Source organism: Cytophagaceae bacterium, from assembly GCA_016722655.1.
Taxonomy (GTDB): domain Bacteria; phylum Bacteroidota; class Bacteroidia; order Cytophagales; family Spirosomataceae; genus Leadbetterella.
This window is the reverse complement of the sequence record JADKIR010000004.1, coordinates 168,560-184,539: the sequence shown is the minus strand read 5'-3', so window position 1 is coordinate 184,539 and position 15,980 is coordinate 168,560. Positions and strand designations below refer to the sequence as shown.

The window sequence follows — 15,980 nt, the reverse complement described above, 5'->3', positions numbered from 1 at the left end:
CGTGCCCTTTTTTAAGGTTCATTATATTTCAAAAACTATTTTTTTTGAAATAAATACTCCCGGATATTCTGATTTTTGAAGTTCAAAGTTTTAACTTGTTGGTTTAAAAAACCAAAGTAATTGTATGCAAGAAGTCGCTAATCATTTGTTAGAAATAATCGAAAAGTTTTTGCCCGTTTTAGAGAAAATAAGTGATAAAGAAGCTTCTATAAAGCCTCTGCCCAATAAATGGTCTAAAAAAGAATTGATTGGACATTTGATAGATTCCGCATGCAATAACCAGCAGAAGATTGTGCGAACAATCAACAATCCGAATCTCCAAATGGTAGGATATATGCAAGATGAGTGGGTTTATGTGCAAAATTATAACAAAGCCAAATGGGTCGACTTGTTGAGCCTTTGGGCGTTTTATAACAAGCACATCGCCCATGTGATTGCAAACGTCAATCCCTTATATCTCAACCACGAAATGAGTATCGAAGGTTCGTCGCCTTTTAAGTTGAGCTTCATCATGCAAGATTACCCCGAGCACCTAAAACACCATTTGAAACAAATATTGCCTGATGTTTTAGGCTTAGAAAATACCTTTAATAACGTATATGGAGCCTGATTTATGGCGAAATTCAATTCTTTCTAATTTTAATCAATAATCCAAATATGTTCGAAAATAAAGTCTACTTAAAAGCCGATTGAACATTTATAGGTAAAAGATAACGGAAGTGGAACAAATGGCAATTGTGTGGTTTATCAACCTCAAGAAGACAGATTTTTTGGGATAGTTTTCGGTAAAAGAAACGATGAGAATACAGTCGAGTGTCAAAGTGCATATCAATAAGCTTACTTTAATTATCATATTGTTGTTGCATTACGGTAATGTTTTTGCCCAAGAATTGATTCGAGTTCAAGGTAAAATTATTAGTTCTGTTGGTATGGGAATTCCCTTTGCCTCTGTTTCAACAAAGAGCAAGTATGGGTGCATAGCCAATGAAAAGGGTGAATTTATCATTCAGGTCGGTTTGAACGACAGCTTGTATTTTAGTTCGGTGGGATATGTGCACAGCAGTAAAAGTGTGAGTGAAATTACGAAGAACAACAACACTATTGTACTTGATAGCATAGCATATAATTTGGGAGAGCTTATCGTGACAAATGCACCGATGGTAATTCTAAACTCACTAAAAAAACGAATCATCAGGCATAGCTACAGGATGACCAGTAATTTTTGGCACGGCACCGTTTACTTGAATGAAACCTTGAAAAACAGACAATTGATTGCCGTTCGCTTTAAAGCCGGTTTTCGTGGTAGCCCTCCTTTGGCCCTTAGGTTGGGGGTATTTAGTTTGGATGAAAGGGGCTTCCCGAAAGAGAACCTGTTGAAAAAAGAGGTCATCATTCCTACTTCAAACAAGTACGAATGGAAAAGCGTGGATCTGGAAAACCAAGACTTACTTATCAATCAGGATAAATTGTGTGTGGCTTTAGAACTCATCAATCCAAGCACGGGAAATTTAATCTTGAATGAAAAATACAGTCCCCTAATCGGGACAATTGAGTCCAAAAATCAATATCCGATTTTTATTACCAATAAACTTAATAAATGGGTAAAACTCGGCAAGAGTTGCCCTTATTTTGAGCTTACAATTCGTTAGTCAAACTCACCAAATACCTCATAGACCAAGTTAGACTTTCGTTTGAAGACCGCATGGATGCTCTCAGGGAGTATTTTCCGGAGGCGAAAAACCATGACTGGGAAATAAAAGTGGCCGGACAGCGTGTGCAAGTTATTAAAAAAGATGATGAGCAAGTAGGTATTTTAGGTTTCGGAACGGAGGTTGTTCACTGTGCTGATGGTTCTTTGGCTGCACTTTTGGGTGCTTCGCCGGGTGCGTCTACAGCGGTTTCTATTATGCTCGATGTGCTAGAAAAATGTTTTCCAGAATATCACAGCAAAGAATGGCAAGATATCCTAACCCAAATGATTCCTTACAGAGCCAAAGATTTAATGGCTGTTCCAGAAAATGTATCAAAAGCCAGAGCTATCTCTCAGGTTTTGTTTGAAAATTAATGTGAAGCGTATTTATTGGATTATATATTTCATAAAATACTTAAATTATTTTTAAATAATCCCAAAGACTCATTTGTTAGATATCAGGAAAGAAAGTTTAGAAACACAACCTCAACCAAATGAATTGGCAAGAACCGCATCCTGGAATTACGCAAACATGAACCTGCTTGGCTTTATGACCATCGCCAGATTGGCCGAAAACCTAGGTGTAGACTTATGGAACTACCAAACAGAAAACGATAAGGGCATTAATAATATTGAATAATTGTATTTTTTAAGTTTTCGGTGAAACTATTGATTTTGAACCATTAAAAATTTCGTTTTTTTTTAATTTTATTTTGTAAGAATAATTTAGTGTGATTGTTTTGGATAAAATTCCTTTTTTTGGAAAATGAGTAATTTTTATTTTTTGTGTTCTGTTTGAACTTTAAGTAGAAATAGCAAAAAAAATGTAAAATTATCCAAAGGATGTGTTTTTTTTCTAATTACCTAATAATTAAGATATTATAAAATATTTTTTTCTTTTTGAATTAATATGTACTAAAAAAATTTTTTTTTGTTAATTTAAATTGTTTAACTTTGGCATAAATATTAGGCTCCCCAAATTAAATTATTTGCAATAATACAATAGATTTCATTGTGACATTTTAATTTTTGATTGTCTTAGTATCAACATAAAGTAAATATCAGGATTTAGAAAGCACTTAAATTTATCAAAATATGAAAAAACAAAAAAGAACATATGAAAAACCGAAACTTAAAAAATAGGTTCGGTTAACAATTTGACACTAAAAACAGGCTCTTTGTCTGACTTTGGAGGAAATAAGTATACACCATAAAATATCACATAAAATGAAAAAAATATTACTCATATTCGGAATATTACTAATACTTAGTGAAAATTCATTTGGTCAATGTACTTCTTGTACCTATACATATAGCGGAACAGGTTCTACTAGTTTTAACGTAAATTCAGGTCAGACTTTGTGTATTACTTCAAATTTGACAAATCCTACTATCAATGGTGGCAATGGTACAATTTGCGTAGCTACGGGTGTTACCTTACAGTGGGACGGCCTAAGTGCCAATTCAGGTTGGACTATAAACAATTATGGAACAATTAATACATCCTTAAATGGGGGGCTAGGAACTTTAAGGTTGAATAATAAATCAGGAGGAACATTTAATTTCACTACTACCAACTTCATAAACTTCACTCAGAATAGCGGCCAAACTATGCTTTTAAGTAATGAAGCAGGTGGAACTTTAAATGCTTTAAATACTCCTTTGTTTTATATTGGAAATAATGCCACTGTTACTAATTACGGTAACATGTATGTTTCAAAGATGGAAAATGGGGAAGGCCAAGTTAATAACTATTCATATTTAAAAGTTAATACCGAATATTATAACCACGGAGGGCTAATTAACAATGGTCTAATAGAGGTAAATAACCTTAAAGTAACGGATAAACAACTTCCCATGACAAATAATAAATTCATTATTGTTAAAACTGGAGGTGCTGATATCGCCGGTAATTTGGTTAATAATGGCAGTATCGATATACAAGGGGGAAACTTAAACATATCAAAAGAAATTTCTGGTACCAATGGTTGGATACATGTAGCCGCTGGAACTTCCACCATTCAATGTGGTGGTAAGTATTTCGGAACAAATCTTAAATTTTGTGATGTAAATACTGCAGGAAATGGTCCTGATTCTCAGTGTGCTAACGCGGGGACTTATAATGCCACTGTTGATTGTTTTTACACCGCTAATTCTGCATTTCCTATAAAAGTGCAAAGTTTTAAAGCTGAAAATCAGAAAGATAAGGTTAAGTTATCGTGGTTTACCTCTGATGCTTTGGATTTTGAAAGTTTTGAAGTTCAAAAATCCTTTGATGCCAAAAGCTTTGAGACCATAGAAAGTGTAAATTATGATGCCGATAAAGCTGCTTATTCTACTTTTGATCTAAATCCAAAGTATGGCGTAAACTATTACAGATTAAAACTTCTTAGTAAAAACAATATCGTAGATTACTCAAAATAGTATCTGAAAGCTTTAATGAATTCAATGAATTTGTTGAAATCGTAAATCCTATTCAAAACAGAACGATTAGTGTAAAAACCAATATTGAGAATCCAACTGTGGTGTTAAGAGACATTATCGGTAGAGAGGTTTTTTATGTATATAAGCAAACTTCAAATGGCTTTGAATTAACAGTCCAAAGAACTTCTCCTACATTATTGGTTTTAAAAATAGGAGGTTTGTATGAATCATTTTCAAAAAGGCTGATTTTTAAATAGTATATTTGTCTGAAAATCTCTAATTTAGATTTTCAGACAAACTTTTTTTATGAAACTATTTGTATTTCTTTTTTTCTTCTTGCCATTTTGCTCGTTTTCTCAAGTGATTTTTTCACAAGGTGGTGCTATCACTGATTTCAATGGTATCGTCAGAACCGACACTTTTAGAGTACAAGTAAATAATGTAAAAGAAAACTTAAGCCCAACATTCGGCCTGTCAAAAGTCTGCATCAATATTTATCACGAAAAAATTTCCGATCTAAAAATAGAAATTCTTGCTCCAGATGGCACCAGAGTATGGCTAACAAATAGAAACGGCGACGAAAGTGCTACTCTTTATTTTAATACTTGTTTTGCTTCAAATGGGTTCTCAGGCTTTGTTCATCAAGGTAAATATCCTTTTACAGGAGAATATATTCCAGATGGCAGATTAGAATTTATAAATAACGGACAAAACCCAAATGGCGAATGGAAAATCCTGATTGCCGATCTTAGAGAAGGGAACACCGGAAGTTTAAATTATTTCTCTTTACAGTTCGAAAAAGACCCTAATCCAAACTCTGCACAATCGGGATGCAGTGAAACCAACCCAGCAGCCTGCAAATGCCCAGACGGCACTTTTGATTGTGTATTATTACCTGATTTGGCTATTTTAGAAAGATTTACTCAAAGTCAAATAAAAGAATATGCCTTTGATGACAAAGAATATCCGGGTCAATTGCGATTTGCCGCCACCATTGCCAACATTGGTTCAGGTCCGATAGAAGTAAGTGGAAATAATCAATGGTTTTGCGGCGATCAAAAAGTGGAAGGTTCAATAGTTTGCCCTAATGGAGAATATTCAAGACAAAAGTTAACGCAAAAAGTTTATGAGTTACACAATCAAAAAATAACTAGCACTTTAGTAGAAGCAGGTTCAAATTATTATGATTCAAAACCAGGGCATAATCACTTCCATGTAGACTCATGGGTAGAATTTAGGCTGCTAAAAAAGACGTTTTTCAATAAACGCAAAATCATTTGTGAAGGTACAAAAGTAAGTTATTGCTTGTTTGATAATGGTATTTGTAACGGTGTAGACAGTCTTTGCAAAGTCCAAGGGCAAGTGTATACTTCTCAAAATCTATTAAACTATGGCTTCGGCAGCTTCGCCGATTGTAAGTCTGGCAATCAAGGTATCAGTGTTGGAGGTTATGATACCTACGGTATGCTCTATGAAGGGCAATATTTAGATTTGCCAAAAACCTTAAAAACGAGATGTACACATTGGAAATAGAAATAGATCCAGAAAAAAAATATAAAGAAAGCAACAGGAAAAACAATACCTATTCTCAAGAAGTGACCATTTCGAAACAAAATAGAAATGGACATTAAGGTCTCCACAGTGAAATTTCAATGTATAGAAGCATAATTCTCTTTTAATAATTCATTTTTTTTAAAACTCTTCAATCTTTTTCTTTTTCAAAAGCGTAGATGTTTCAAGTTAAAAAATTGACAAACATTAATTCGCTAAAAAATGAAAAAACACGCAAGACTATTTTTCCTAGCCGCCACAGCATTGGCATTTTCAGCATGTGAAAAAACCGATTCCATGGAATCCATGGTTACCCCTTCCCAGTCAGTGGTATTATATGCTACTAATAATTCCAACGGCGATATTTCTGCATATGATCTAAAAAGCTCAAATATGATGACCACCACATTTGCCACCAGTTCTACTGCTGCAGACGGTGTCTATTTTGATGGAAGTACAGGCACACTCCTTCAAGTTTCTCGTTCATCTAAGGGTATTGAAGGTTTTAAAGTTACATCTTCAGTTAATTTAGGTGGCATTTTAAACGTAGCCTTAGATATTGACGGATCAAAAGACATGGAAAGTCCAAGAGAAATGGCCGTTAGTGGAAACTTCTATGTAGTTGCAGACAATGCTGATGTAGACAAAAACACCGCTACGCCAGACGGAAGGCTATTTATTTACCAAAGAAATGGAAATAGTTTTTCTTTAAGAAATGTAATCACAACAGATATTAAGCTTTGGGGTATCACATTTATAGGCAATGACCTTTATGCAGTAGCAGATGCTGACAATAAACTTGGGGTTTACACCAACTTCTTAAGTAATACCTCAAATATGACGTTGACTACATCTAAAAAAGTAGCGATTGAAGGAATAGTTAGAACGGTTTTCTGGGTTGTAAACGTGCACGGTTTCCGAAACCTCGTGTAGGCCTTTATATTCGGTCTCTTTTGTGCTTCCATCTACGGGTTTCGACCAATTGAGTTTAAAGTCTCTAATCGGCATATAGTTTCCGTGCCAATAAGCGATATTTCCTTTATTGTCTGCAAATACGGTGTTGTTTGAGGTATTCGCCTTTAAATCCATGGCTGCCATGTAATCATGCATGCCTTTGGCTTTGGTTCTAATCCAGCTTTGTTCTAGACTTTTGGCCGCCCTGTTGTATGATTTCAAACTTATCCAATTGTCGCCTTTAATGGCCATTATTGGGCCATGATGGGTGGTATATTCTTTGAAGTTTTTAACTTTTAATTTATCATTTTCCAAATATTTTATCTGTATTTCCTCTGTTTTTATGGGTTTAAACGTGTTTTCGTACTGGTAATAAAGTTTATTTTTACGAGTGGTAACTTTCTCTAAATAAGTATCTGCCACATCGGCATTTGAGGAAGTGTGCATCCATCCACAATAGGGGTTAAAGCCTTGGTAAATAAAGAATTGCCCCCAAGTTACGGCTCCGTATGCGTTAAGCCCTTCGCCACTTTTTACGTGCACTTCAGGCCTAAAATAAAAAGTAGTATGTGGGTTTATATATAACATTGCGTAGCCGCTTTTGCTGAGTTTTGGTGCTATTGCAAAACCATTTGAGCCTGTTTGTTCGTAGTCTTCATTTAATTTTTTAACTGCACCTACTTTGCTTTCTCCAGCATAAAATGCCTTTAAGTCGCCAACACTCAAGTCGGCGGTGCTGATGGCTCCGATGCTCCCGTCTGTCCATAGTAAAGGGTACCAAGGCTCAAATCTCGTTAAAAGCTTTGGGGTAGTTTCAGGATGTGTATATAAGTAATAATTCATGCCGGCTGCAAAAGAATCGAGGAGTTTTTTCATCCAAGGTTGTGCATTTTTGTAGTCTGCTTTGGCATCGCTCTCTTTTATCAAAATACGAATTTGAAGGTCGTCGTAGAGTTTGCTTTCTCCATATATTTCTGAGAGTCTTCCCAGTTTTTCGAGGTAATTGAGCTCTATTCTTTTGAAGTCATCTTCGCATTGGGCATACATAAGGCCAAATACGGCATCGGCGTCAGTAACACCCTCTATGTGTGGAATACCCCAGTTATCGCGGGTGATAGTGACGTTTTGAGCTTGTTCTTTCCATTTTTCAACTTCGTTTTTAGAGAACTTTTGGGAGAAACCCACAAACGAAATCAGGACTAAAAGAATGGTCTTATACATAGATTAGAGTTTTAAAGGATGAAATGTAGCTTGAATTTAGAGCAAAAAAGTCAGTTGCCCAAACCTAAAGTTTTATACAAGCCACATTTCATATATGCTGATATCAAAATCTACACGTTTAGTCTTTTATTTTTTAAATGAAGAAATACGCCTACCAACACAAAAGCTCCTCCTAATAATATGCCGATGGTAATAATTGGATATTGTTCTAATGCCGCACTTCTTTTGATATAAATACCCAAAAATGCCCACAAAAAAGCGGCTGCAATAAACGAGTTTTTAAGTTGGGTGATTGCAAATGCCCCAATGGCTCCACCGATGGCTATCATAATAAACGTCCAGTTTGCTTCTGACATAAAACCTCCGTGCCAGTCTGAACCAACCAAAAGTGCCGTTACGTTGGCAATTGTGGCCACGCAAATCCATCCTAAATATACACCAAAGGCTGCTTTTGAGAGCGTGTCAGAGGTTTTGTTTTCTTGATTTATCAATATTAATGAACCGAGAATCACTAACATAATGACAAGCGAGAGCCAAAGTATTTCATAATGCCAAGCAAATATCCAGCTCGCATTTGCGAAAAAGTTGATAATTATCCATTTACTAACTTCTTTCTTTTTTATCCAAACATTTACCACAAAAGCCAACAATAGTAAATATATAACGCCCCAAATAGAGAAAGTTAATCCTGCCGGAACAAAGAGATTGGGGTATTGATCTGAAAGTTCGCCTGTGTTTTTGCCATTTAGCGGCAGGCCGTTTGCCAAGCCGTTGCAGCCCAACATGACTATATATGCTATGCTTAATAAGATTCTATTTCCCATTAGTTTTAAGGTTTTTAGGTTTGACAATATACAAGTATACTTATTTGGTTGTGGTTTTGTTGTAAAAGGCATTATTTTAATTTTAGAGAAGTCTATGCAAATTTAAAATCGATAACGCATAACCTTAAATTAGCTTTTAAGATGTTTTTTGGAGAAAATACTTAAACCGATCGTGCTATTTTTTAAGGTTCAATATATATCAAAAACTATTTTTTTTGAGATAAATACTTGCGGGCATTCTGTTTTTTGAAGTTCAAAGTTTTAACTTGTTGGTTTAAAAAACCAAAGTAATTGTATGCAAGAAGTGGCTACTCATTTGTTAGATATAATCGAAAAGTTTTTGCCCGTTTTAGGAAAAATAAGTGATGAAGAAGCTTCTATAAAGCCTCTGCCCAATAAATGGTCTAAAAAAGAATTGATTGGGCATTTGATAGATTCCGCATGCAATAACCAGCAAAAGATTGTGCGAACAATCAATAATCCGAATCTCCAAATGGTAGGATATATGCAAGATGAGTGGGTTTTTGTGCAAAATTATAACAAAGCCAAATGGGGTGATTTGCTGAGCCTTTGGGCGTTTTATAACAAGCACATCGCCCACGTGATTGCAAATGTTAATTCCTTATATCTCAACCACGAAGTGAGTATCGAAGGATCGTCGCCTTTTAAGTTGAGCTTCATCATGCGAGATTACCCCGAGCACCTAAAACACCATTTGAAACAGATATTGCCTGATGTTTTAGGCTTAGAATATACCTTTAATAACGTATATGGAGCCTGATTTATGGCGAAAATCAATTCTTTCTAATTTTAATCAAAAAACTAAATATGTTCGAAAATAAAGTCCACATAAAAGCCGACTATACACTTATAGGTGCGGGTATCATGAGTGCCACTTTGGCTAGTATTTTAGCTCGTTTAGAACCCAAAAAAAGCATCTTGATTCTCGAAAGAATGGATGTGGTGGCTGCCGAAAGCTCATCGGCCTGGAACAACGCCGGTACTGGGCATGCAGCTCTTTGTGAATTAAACTATACACCTGAAAATGAAGACGGTAGCCTAGATATTTCGAAGGCTTTAAAAATCAATGCTCAGTTTAAAGAATCAAAACAATATTGGTCCTATTTGATAAAGAATGCATGCATTGACCACCCTTCAGACTTTCTCAGCCCTATCCCTCACATGAGTTTTGTGTCGGGTGCTGACGATGTGGCTTTTCTTCGAAAAAGGTTTGAAACCATGCAAGCTCATCCGTTTTTTAGTAACATGCAATTTGCCACAGATCACGAGCAGCTTAAGGCCTGGATTCCCCTAATAAGTGAAGGAAGAAACCAAAACGAGCCGGTAGCCGCAACACGCATAGATAATGGAACCGATGTGAATTTCGGAGCATTAACGGCTGGTCTAATTGATTTTGTGAAAAATCAGAAAAACACCACCCTAAAACTCGGCGTAGAAGTAAATGATATAGAAAGAAAAGACAACAGGCTGTGGGAAATTGAGGCAAAAGACGATGTTCATCATGAAAAACTGATCATAGAATCTAATTTTGTTTTTATAGGTGCTGGCGGTGGTACTTTGTCTTTGCTCGAAAAATCGGATATCCACGAGGCCGAAGGTTACGGCGGTTTCCCTGTGAGTGGGCAGTGGTTGGTTTGTAAAAATCAGGAAGTAATAGAGCAGCATTTTGCAAAAGTGTATGGCAAAGCCAAGGTGGGAGCACCGCCGATGTCTGTACCGCACCTCGACACCCGGAGAATAAACGGTGAGCGGGCCTTGTTTTTTGGGCCTTTCGCTGGTTTTTCTACTAAATTCCTTAAAAACGGCTCTTACCTCGACCTTATAAAAAGTATAGAAATAGACAATGTGTTTCCAATGTTGGCTGCGGGTTGGCATAACATGAAACTCACCAAATACCTCATAGACCAAGTTAGACTTTCGTTTGAAGACCGCATGGATGCTCTCAGGGAGTATTTTCCGGAGGCGAAAAACCATGACTGGGAAATAAAAGTGGCCGGACAGCGTGTGCAAGTTATTAAAAAAGATGATGAGCAAGTAGGTATTTTAGGTTTCGGAACGGAGGTTGTTCACTGTGCTGATGGTTCTTTGGCTGCACTTTTGGGTGCTTCGCCAGGTGCGTCTACAGCGGTTTCTATTATGCTCGATGTGCTAGAAAAATGTTTTCCAGAATATCACAGCAAAGAATGGCAAGATATCCTAACCCAAATGATTCCTTACAGAGCCAAAGATTTAATGGCTGTTCCAGAAAATGTATCAAAAGCCAGAGCTATCTCTCAGGTTTTGTTTGAAAATTAATGTGAAGCGTATTTATTGGATTATATATTTCATAAAATACTTAAATTATTTTTAAATAATCCCAAAGACTCATTTGTTAGATATCAGGAAAGAAAGTTTAGAAACACAACCTCAACCAAATGAATTGGCAAGAACCGCATCCTGGAATTACGCAAACATGAACCTGCTTGGCTTTATGACCATCGCCAGATTGGCCGAAAACCTAGGTGTAGACTTATGGAACTACCAAACAGAAAACGATAAGGGCATTAATAATATTGAATAATTGTATTTTTTAAGTTTTCGGTGAAACTATTGATTTTGAACCATTAAAAATTTCGTTTTTTTTAATTTTATTTTGTAAGAATAATTTAGTGTGATTGTTTTGGATAAAATTCCTTTTTTTGGAAAATGAGTAATTTTTATTTTTTGTGTTCTGTTTGAACTTTAAGTAGAAATAGCAAAAAAATGTAAAATTATCCAAAGGATGTGTTTTTTTCTAATTACCTAATAATTAAGATATTATAAAATATTTTTTTCTTTTTGAATTAATATGTACTAAAAAAATTTTTTTTTGTTAATTTAAATTGTTTAACTTTGGCATAAATATTAGGCTCCCCAAATTAAATTATTTGCAATAATACAATAGATTTCATTGTGACATTTTAATTTTTGATTGTCTTAGTATCAACATAAAGTAAATATCAGGATTTAGAAAGCACTTAAATTTATCAAAATATGAAAAAACAAAAAAGAACATATGAAAAACCGAAACTTAAAAAAATAGGTTCGGTTAACAATTTGACACTAAAAACAGGCTCTTTGTCTGACTTTGGAGGAAATAAGTATACACCATAAAATATCACATAAAATGAAAAAAATATTACTCATATTCGGAATATTACTAATACTTAGTGAAAATTCATTTGGTCAATGTACTTCTTGTACCTATACATATAGCGGAACAGGTTCTACTAGTTTTAACGTAAATTCAGGTCAGACTTTGTGTATTACTTCAAATTTGACAAATCCTACTATCAATGGTGGCAATGGTACAATTTGCGTAGCTACGGGTGTTACCTTACAGTGGGACGGCCTAAGTGCCAATTCAGGTTGGACTATAAACAATTATGGAACAATTAATACATCCTTAAATGGGGGGCTAGGAACTTTAAGGTTGAATAATAAATCAGGAGGAACATTTAATTTCACTACTACCAACTTCATAAACTTCACTCAGAATAGCGGCCAAACTATGCTTTTAAGTAATGAAGCAGGTGGAACTTTAAATGCTTTAAATACTCCTTTGTTTTATATTGGAAATAATGCCACTGTTACTAATTACGGTAACATGTATGTTTCAAAGATGGAAAATGGGGAAGGCCAAGTTAATAACTATTCATATTTAAAAGTTAATACCGAATATTATAACCACGGAGGGCTAATTAACAATGGTCTAATAGAGGTAAATAACCTTAAAGTAACGGATAAACAACTTCCCATGACAAATAATAAATTCATTATTGTTAAAACTGGAGGTGCTGATATCGCCGGTAATTTGGTTAATAATGGCAGTATCGATATACAAGGGGGAAACTTAAACATATCAAAAGAAATTTCTGGTACCAATGGTTGGATACATGTAGCCGCTGGAACTTCCACCATTCAATGTGGTGGTAAGTATTTCGGAACAAATCTTAAATTTTGTGATGTAAATACTGCAGGAAATGGTCCTGATTCTCAGTGTGCTAACGCGGGGACTTATAATGCCACTGTTGATTGTTTTTACACCGCTAATTCTGCATTTCCTATAAAAGTGCAAAGTTTTAAAGCTGAAAATCAGAAAGATAAGGTTAAGTTATCGTGGTTTACCTCTGATGCTTTGGATTTTGAAAGTTTTGAAGTTCAAAATCCTTTGATGCCAAAAAGCTTTGAGACCATAGAAAGTGTAAATTATGATGCCGATAAAGCTGCTTATTCTACTTTTGATCTAAATCCAAAGTATGGCGTAAACTATTACAGATTAAAACTTCTTAGTAAAAACAATATCGTAGATTACTCAAAAATAGTATCTGAAAGCTTTAATGAATTCAATGAATTTGTTGAAATCGTAAATCCTATTCAAAACAGAACGATTAGTGTAAAAACCAATATTGAGAATCCAACTGTGGTGTTAAGAGACATTATCGGTAGAGAGGTTTTTTTATGTATATAAGCAAACTTCAAATGGCTTTGAATTAACAGTCCAAAGAACTTCTCCTACATTATTGGTTTTAAAAATAGGAGGTTTGTATGAATCATTTTCAAAAAGGCTGATTTTTAAATAGTATATTTGTCTGAAAATCTCTAATTTAGATTTTCAGACAAACTTTTTTTATGAAACTATTTGTATTTCTTTTTTTCTTCTTGCCATTTTGCTCGTTTTCTCAAGTGATTTTTTCACAAGGTGGTGCTATCACTGATTTCAATGGTATCGTCAGAACCGACACTTTTAGAGTACAAGTAAATAATGTAAAAGAAAACTTAAGCCCAACATTCGGCCTGTCAAAAGTCTGCATCAATATTTATCACGAAAAAATTTCCGATCTAAAAATAGAAATTCTTGCTCCAGATGGCACCAGAGTATGGCTAACAAATAGAAACGGCGACGAAAGTGCTACTCTTTATTTTAATACTTGTTTTGCTTCAAATGGGTTCTCAGGCTTTGTTCATCAAGGTAAATATCCTTTTACAGGAGAATATATTCCAGATGGCAGATTAGAATTTATAAATAACGGACAAAACCCAAATGGCGAATGGAAAATCCTGATTGCCGATCTTAGAGAAGGGAACACCGGAAGTTTAAATTATTTCTCTTTACAGTTCGAAAAAGACCCTAATCCAAACTCTGCACAATCGGGATGCAGTGAAACCAACCCAGCAGCCTGCAAATGCCCAGACGGCACTTTTGATTGTGTATTATTACCTGATTTGGCTATTTTAGAAAGATTTACTCAAAGTCAAATAAAAGAATATGCCTTTGATGACAAAGAATATCCGTCAATTGCGATTTGCCGCCACCATTGCCAACATTGGTTCAGGTCCGATAGAAGTAAGTGGAAATAATCAATGGTTTTGCGGCGATCAAAAAGTGGAAGGTTCAATAGTTTGCCCTAATGGAGAATATTCAAGACAAAAGTTAACGCAAAAAGTTTATGAGTTACACAATCAAAAAATAACTAGCACTTTAGTAGAAGCAGGTTCAAATTATTATGATTCAAAACCAGGGCATAATCACTTCCATGTAGACTCATGGGTAGAATTTAGGCTGCTAAAAAAGACGTTTTTCAATAAACGCAAAATCATTTGTGAAGGTACAAAAGTAAGTTATTGCTTGTTTGATAATGGTATTTGTAACGGTGTAGACAGTCTTTGCAAAGTCCAAGGGCAAGTGTATACTTCTCAAAATCTATTAAACTATGGCTTCGGCAGCTTCGCCGATTGTAAGTCTGGCAATCAAGGTATCAGTGTTGGAGGTTATGATACCTACGGTATGCTCTATGAAGGGCAATATTTAGATTTGCCCAAAAACCTTAAAAACGGGGTGTACACATTGGAAATAGAAATAGATCCAGAAAAAAAATATAAAGAAAGCAACAGGAAAAACAATACCTATTCTCAAGAAGTGACCATTTCGAAACAAAATAGAAATGGACATTAAGGTCTCCACAGTGAAATTTCAATGTATAGAAGCATAATTCTCTTTTAATAATTCATTTTTTTTAAAACTCTTCAATCTTTTTCTTTTTCAAAAGCGTAGATGTTTCAAGTTAAAAAATTGACAAACATTAATTCGCTAAAAAATGAAAAAACACGCAAGACTATTTTTCCTAGCCGCCACAGCATTGGCATTTTCAGCATGTGAAAAAACCGATTCCATGGAATCCATGGTTACCCCTTCCCAGTCAGTGGTATTATATGCTACTAATAATTCCAACGGCGATATTTCTGCATATGATCTAAAAGCTCAAATATGATGACCACCACATTTGCCACCAGTTCTACTGCTGCAGACGGTGTCTATTTTGATGGAAGTACAGGCACACTCCTTCAAGTTTCTCGTTCATCTAAGGGTATTGAAGGTTTTAAAGTTACATCTTCAGTTAATTTAGGTGGCATTTTAAACGTAGCCTTAGATATTGACGGATCAAAAGACATGGAAAGTCCAAGAGAAATGGCCGTTAGTGGAAACTTCTATGTAGTTGCAGACAATGCTGATGTAGACAAAAACACCGCTACGCCAGACGGAAGGCTATTTATTTACCAAAGAAATGGAAATAGTTTTTCTTTAAGAAATGTAATCACAACAGATATTAAGCTTTGGGGTATCACATTTATAGGCAATGACCTTTATGCAGTAGCAGATGCTGACAATAAACTTGGGGTTTACACCAACTTCTTAAGTAATACCTCAAATATGACGTTGACTACATCTAAAAAAGTAGCGATTGAAGGAATAGTTAGAACGCATGGTCTAGATTATGACGCGAGCACAGACACAATGGTGTTAACCGATATAGGTGACGCCACAAATACCCAATCAGACGGAGGCTTTCAGGTTATCACAGGTTTTAAATCAAAATTCAATTCAGTTTCAAATAGTGGAACAATAGCCGCAAAAGATATGATTAGAGTAAGTGGCCCTATGTCTAACTTGGGCAATCCTGTAGATGTAGCTTACGATGGTGAAACCAAAACAGTCTATATAGCTGAAGCCGGAAACAGCGGAGGTCGAATTTTGTCATACACAAACATTACAGCCAATGGCGACATGGCCCCCAAAATGAACCAAAGTCTTGCCGCTGCTTCATCTGTTTATTTATATAAGAAATAAATCCCCTAAATCATACATGGTTTTTAAGGCAGACTTTTGGGTCTGTCTTTTTTGTTTTCAGATTAGTTACCTTTTAAAGAATTATTGATTGTATAAATACAGTATATAAAGATAGACCTTATATATATGTAGGAGTTTAAGAGATGCA

At 35.2% G+C, this 15,980-nt stretch carries 15 protein-coding genes and 2 pseudogenes; 15 read left to right on the top strand and 2 right to left on the bottom strand.

Going from position 1 to position 15,980, the window contains the following annotated elements:
* Positions 1-124 precede the first annotated feature (124 nt).
* From IPP61_01480 to IPP61_01450, 7 genes and pseudogenes are all read left to right on the top strand, one after another.
* Positions 125-610: a DinB family protein gene (locus IPP61_01480; protein MBL0323844.1), complete on the top strand. Its 486-nt coding sequence runs from the start codon at positions 125-127 to the stop codon at positions 608-610.
* A gap of 187 nt (positions 611-797) precedes the next feature.
* On the top strand, positions 798-1,649 hold the full coding sequence (locus IPP61_01475; protein MBL0323843.1) for a hypothetical protein: 852 nt from the start codon (positions 798-800) through the stop codon (positions 1,647-1,649).
* A 20-nt stretch (positions 1,650-1,669) separates the two neighbouring features.
* Positions 1,670-2,065, top strand: a complete 396-nt coding sequence (locus tag IPP61_01470) for a malate:quinone oxidoreductase (protein MBL0323842.1) — start codon at positions 1,670-1,672, stop codon at positions 2,063-2,065.
* A 55-nt stretch (positions 2,066-2,120) separates the two neighbouring features.
* Entirely contained in the window at positions 2,121-2,330 is a 210-nt protein-coding gene (locus tag IPP61_01465; protein ID MBL0323841.1) for an alginate lyase family protein, read from the top strand.
* A gap of 587 nt (positions 2,331-2,917) precedes the next feature.
* A complete protein-coding gene (locus IPP61_01460; GenBank protein MBL0323840.1) occupies positions 2,918-4,114 on the top strand; it encodes a hypothetical protein in 1,197 nt (398 codons plus the stop codon).
* 306 nt (positions 4,115-4,420) lie between these two features.
* A pseudogene (locus IPP61_01455) lies at positions 4,421-5,745 on the top strand (proprotein convertase P-domain-containing protein).
* 142 nt (positions 5,746-5,887) lie between these two features.
* Positions 5,888-6,598 carry a hypothetical protein gene (locus IPP61_01450; GenBank protein MBL0323839.1) on the top strand — a complete coding sequence of 237 codons (711 nt, stop codon included), beginning with the start codon at positions 5,888-5,890 and terminating at the stop codon, positions 6,596-6,598.
* On the opposite strand, the gene IPP61_01445 is transcribed toward IPP61_01450, so the two are convergent.
* Positions 6,497-7,840, bottom strand: coding sequence for a penicillin acylase family protein (locus tag IPP61_01445; GenBank protein ID MBL0323838.1), 1,344 nt, complete (start codon positions 7,838-7,840; stop codon positions 6,497-6,499). The genes IPP61_01450 and IPP61_01445 overlap by 102 nt on opposite strands.
* A 110-nt stretch (positions 7,841-7,950) precedes the next feature.
* A complete protein-coding gene (locus IPP61_01440; protein ID MBL0323837.1) occupies positions 7,951-8,664 on the bottom strand; it encodes a tryptophan-rich sensory protein in 714 nt (237 codons plus the stop codon).
* A 295-nt stretch (positions 8,665-8,959) separates the two neighbouring features.
* Here IPP61_01440 and IPP61_01435 point away from each other — a divergent pair, with 295 nt between their 5' ends.
* From IPP61_01435 to IPP61_01400, 8 genes and pseudogenes are all read left to right on the top strand, one after another.
* The gene (locus IPP61_01435) at positions 8,960-9,445 is read left to right on the top strand and encodes a DinB family protein (protein ID MBL0323836.1); all 486 of its coding nucleotides are present in this window, start codon (positions 8,960-8,962) and stop codon (positions 9,443-9,445) included.
* Between the two features lie 47 nt (positions 9,446-9,492).
* Entirely contained in the window at positions 9,493-10,980 is a 1,488-nt protein-coding gene (gene mqo / locus IPP61_01430) for a malate dehydrogenase (quinone) (GenBank protein ID MBL0323835.1), read from the top strand.
* 55 nt (positions 10,981-11,035) lie between these two features.
* Positions 11,036-11,245, top strand: coding sequence for an alginate lyase family protein (locus IPP61_01425; GenBank protein MBL0323834.1), 210 nt, complete (start codon positions 11,036-11,038; stop codon positions 11,243-11,245).
* A gap of 452 nt (positions 11,246-11,697) precedes the next feature.
* Positions 11,698-11,817: a lasso RiPP family leader peptide-containing protein gene (locus IPP61_01420; GenBank protein ID MBL0323833.1), complete on the top strand. Its 120-nt coding sequence runs from the start codon at positions 11,698-11,700 to the stop codon at positions 11,815-11,817.
* A 13-nt stretch (positions 11,818-11,830) separates the two neighbouring features.
* Positions 11,831-13,174, top strand: a complete 1,344-nt coding sequence (locus IPP61_01415) for a hypothetical protein (GenBank protein MBL0323832.1) — start codon at positions 11,831-11,833, stop codon at positions 13,172-13,174.
* Between the two features lie 161 nt (positions 13,175-13,335).
* A pseudogene (locus tag IPP61_01410) lies at positions 13,336-14,659 on the top strand (proprotein convertase P-domain-containing protein).
* Between the two features lie 142 nt (positions 14,660-14,801).
* Positions 14,802-14,975: a hypothetical protein gene (locus tag IPP61_01405; protein MBL0323831.1), complete on the top strand. Its 174-nt coding sequence runs from the start codon at positions 14,802-14,804 to the stop codon at positions 14,973-14,975.
* Positions 14,972-15,832, top strand: coding sequence for a hypothetical protein (locus IPP61_01400; protein ID MBL0323830.1), 861 nt, complete (start codon positions 14,972-14,974; stop codon positions 15,830-15,832). Before IPP61_01405 ends, IPP61_01400 begins: the two co-directional genes overlap by 4 nt.
* Positions 15,833-15,980: the final 148 nt, after the last annotated feature.

Bases quoted from the DNA above. Each gene is read 5' to 3' on its own strand.
- IPP61_01435 (MBL0323836.1), top strand. From the start codon at position 8,960: ATGCAAGAAGTGGCTACTCATTTGTTAGATATAATCGAAAAGTTTTTG.
- IPP61_01420 (MBL0323833.1), top strand. From the start codon at position 11,698: ATGAAAAAACAAAAAAGAACATATGAAAAACCGAAACTTAAAAAAATA.
- IPP61_01440 (MBL0323837.1), bottom strand. From the start codon at position 8,664: ATGGGAAATAGAATCTTATTAAGCATAGCATATATAGTCATGTTGGGC.
- IPP61_01480 (MBL0323844.1), top strand. From the start codon at position 125: ATGCAAGAAGTCGCTAATCATTTGTTAGAAATAATCGAAAAGTTTTTG.
- IPP61_01445 (MBL0323838.1), bottom strand. From the start codon at position 7,840: ATGTATAAGACCATTCTTTTAGTCCTGATTTCGTTTGTGGGTTTCTCC.
- IPP61_01450 (MBL0323839.1), top strand. From the start codon at position 5,888: ATGAAAAAACACGCAAGACTATTTTTCCTAGCCGCCACAGCATTGGCA.
- IPP61_01400 (MBL0323830.1), top strand. From the start codon at position 14,972: ATGATGACCACCACATTTGCCACCAGTTCTACTGCTGCAGACGGTGTC.
- IPP61_01405 (MBL0323831.1), top strand. From the start codon at position 14,802: ATGAAAAAACACGCAAGACTATTTTTCCTAGCCGCCACAGCATTGGCA.
- IPP61_01475 (MBL0323843.1), top strand. From the start codon at position 798: ATGAGAATACAGTCGAGTGTCAAAGTGCATATCAATAAGCTTACTTTA.
- IPP61_01460 (MBL0323840.1), top strand. From the start codon at position 2,918: ATGAAAAAAATATTACTCATATTCGGAATATTACTAATACTTAGTGAA.
- mqo (MBL0323835.1), top strand. From the start codon at position 9,493: ATGTTCGAAAATAAAGTCCACATAAAAGCCGACTATACACTTATAGGT.
- IPP61_01415 (MBL0323832.1), top strand. From the start codon at position 11,831: ATGAAAAAAATATTACTCATATTCGGAATATTACTAATACTTAGTGAA.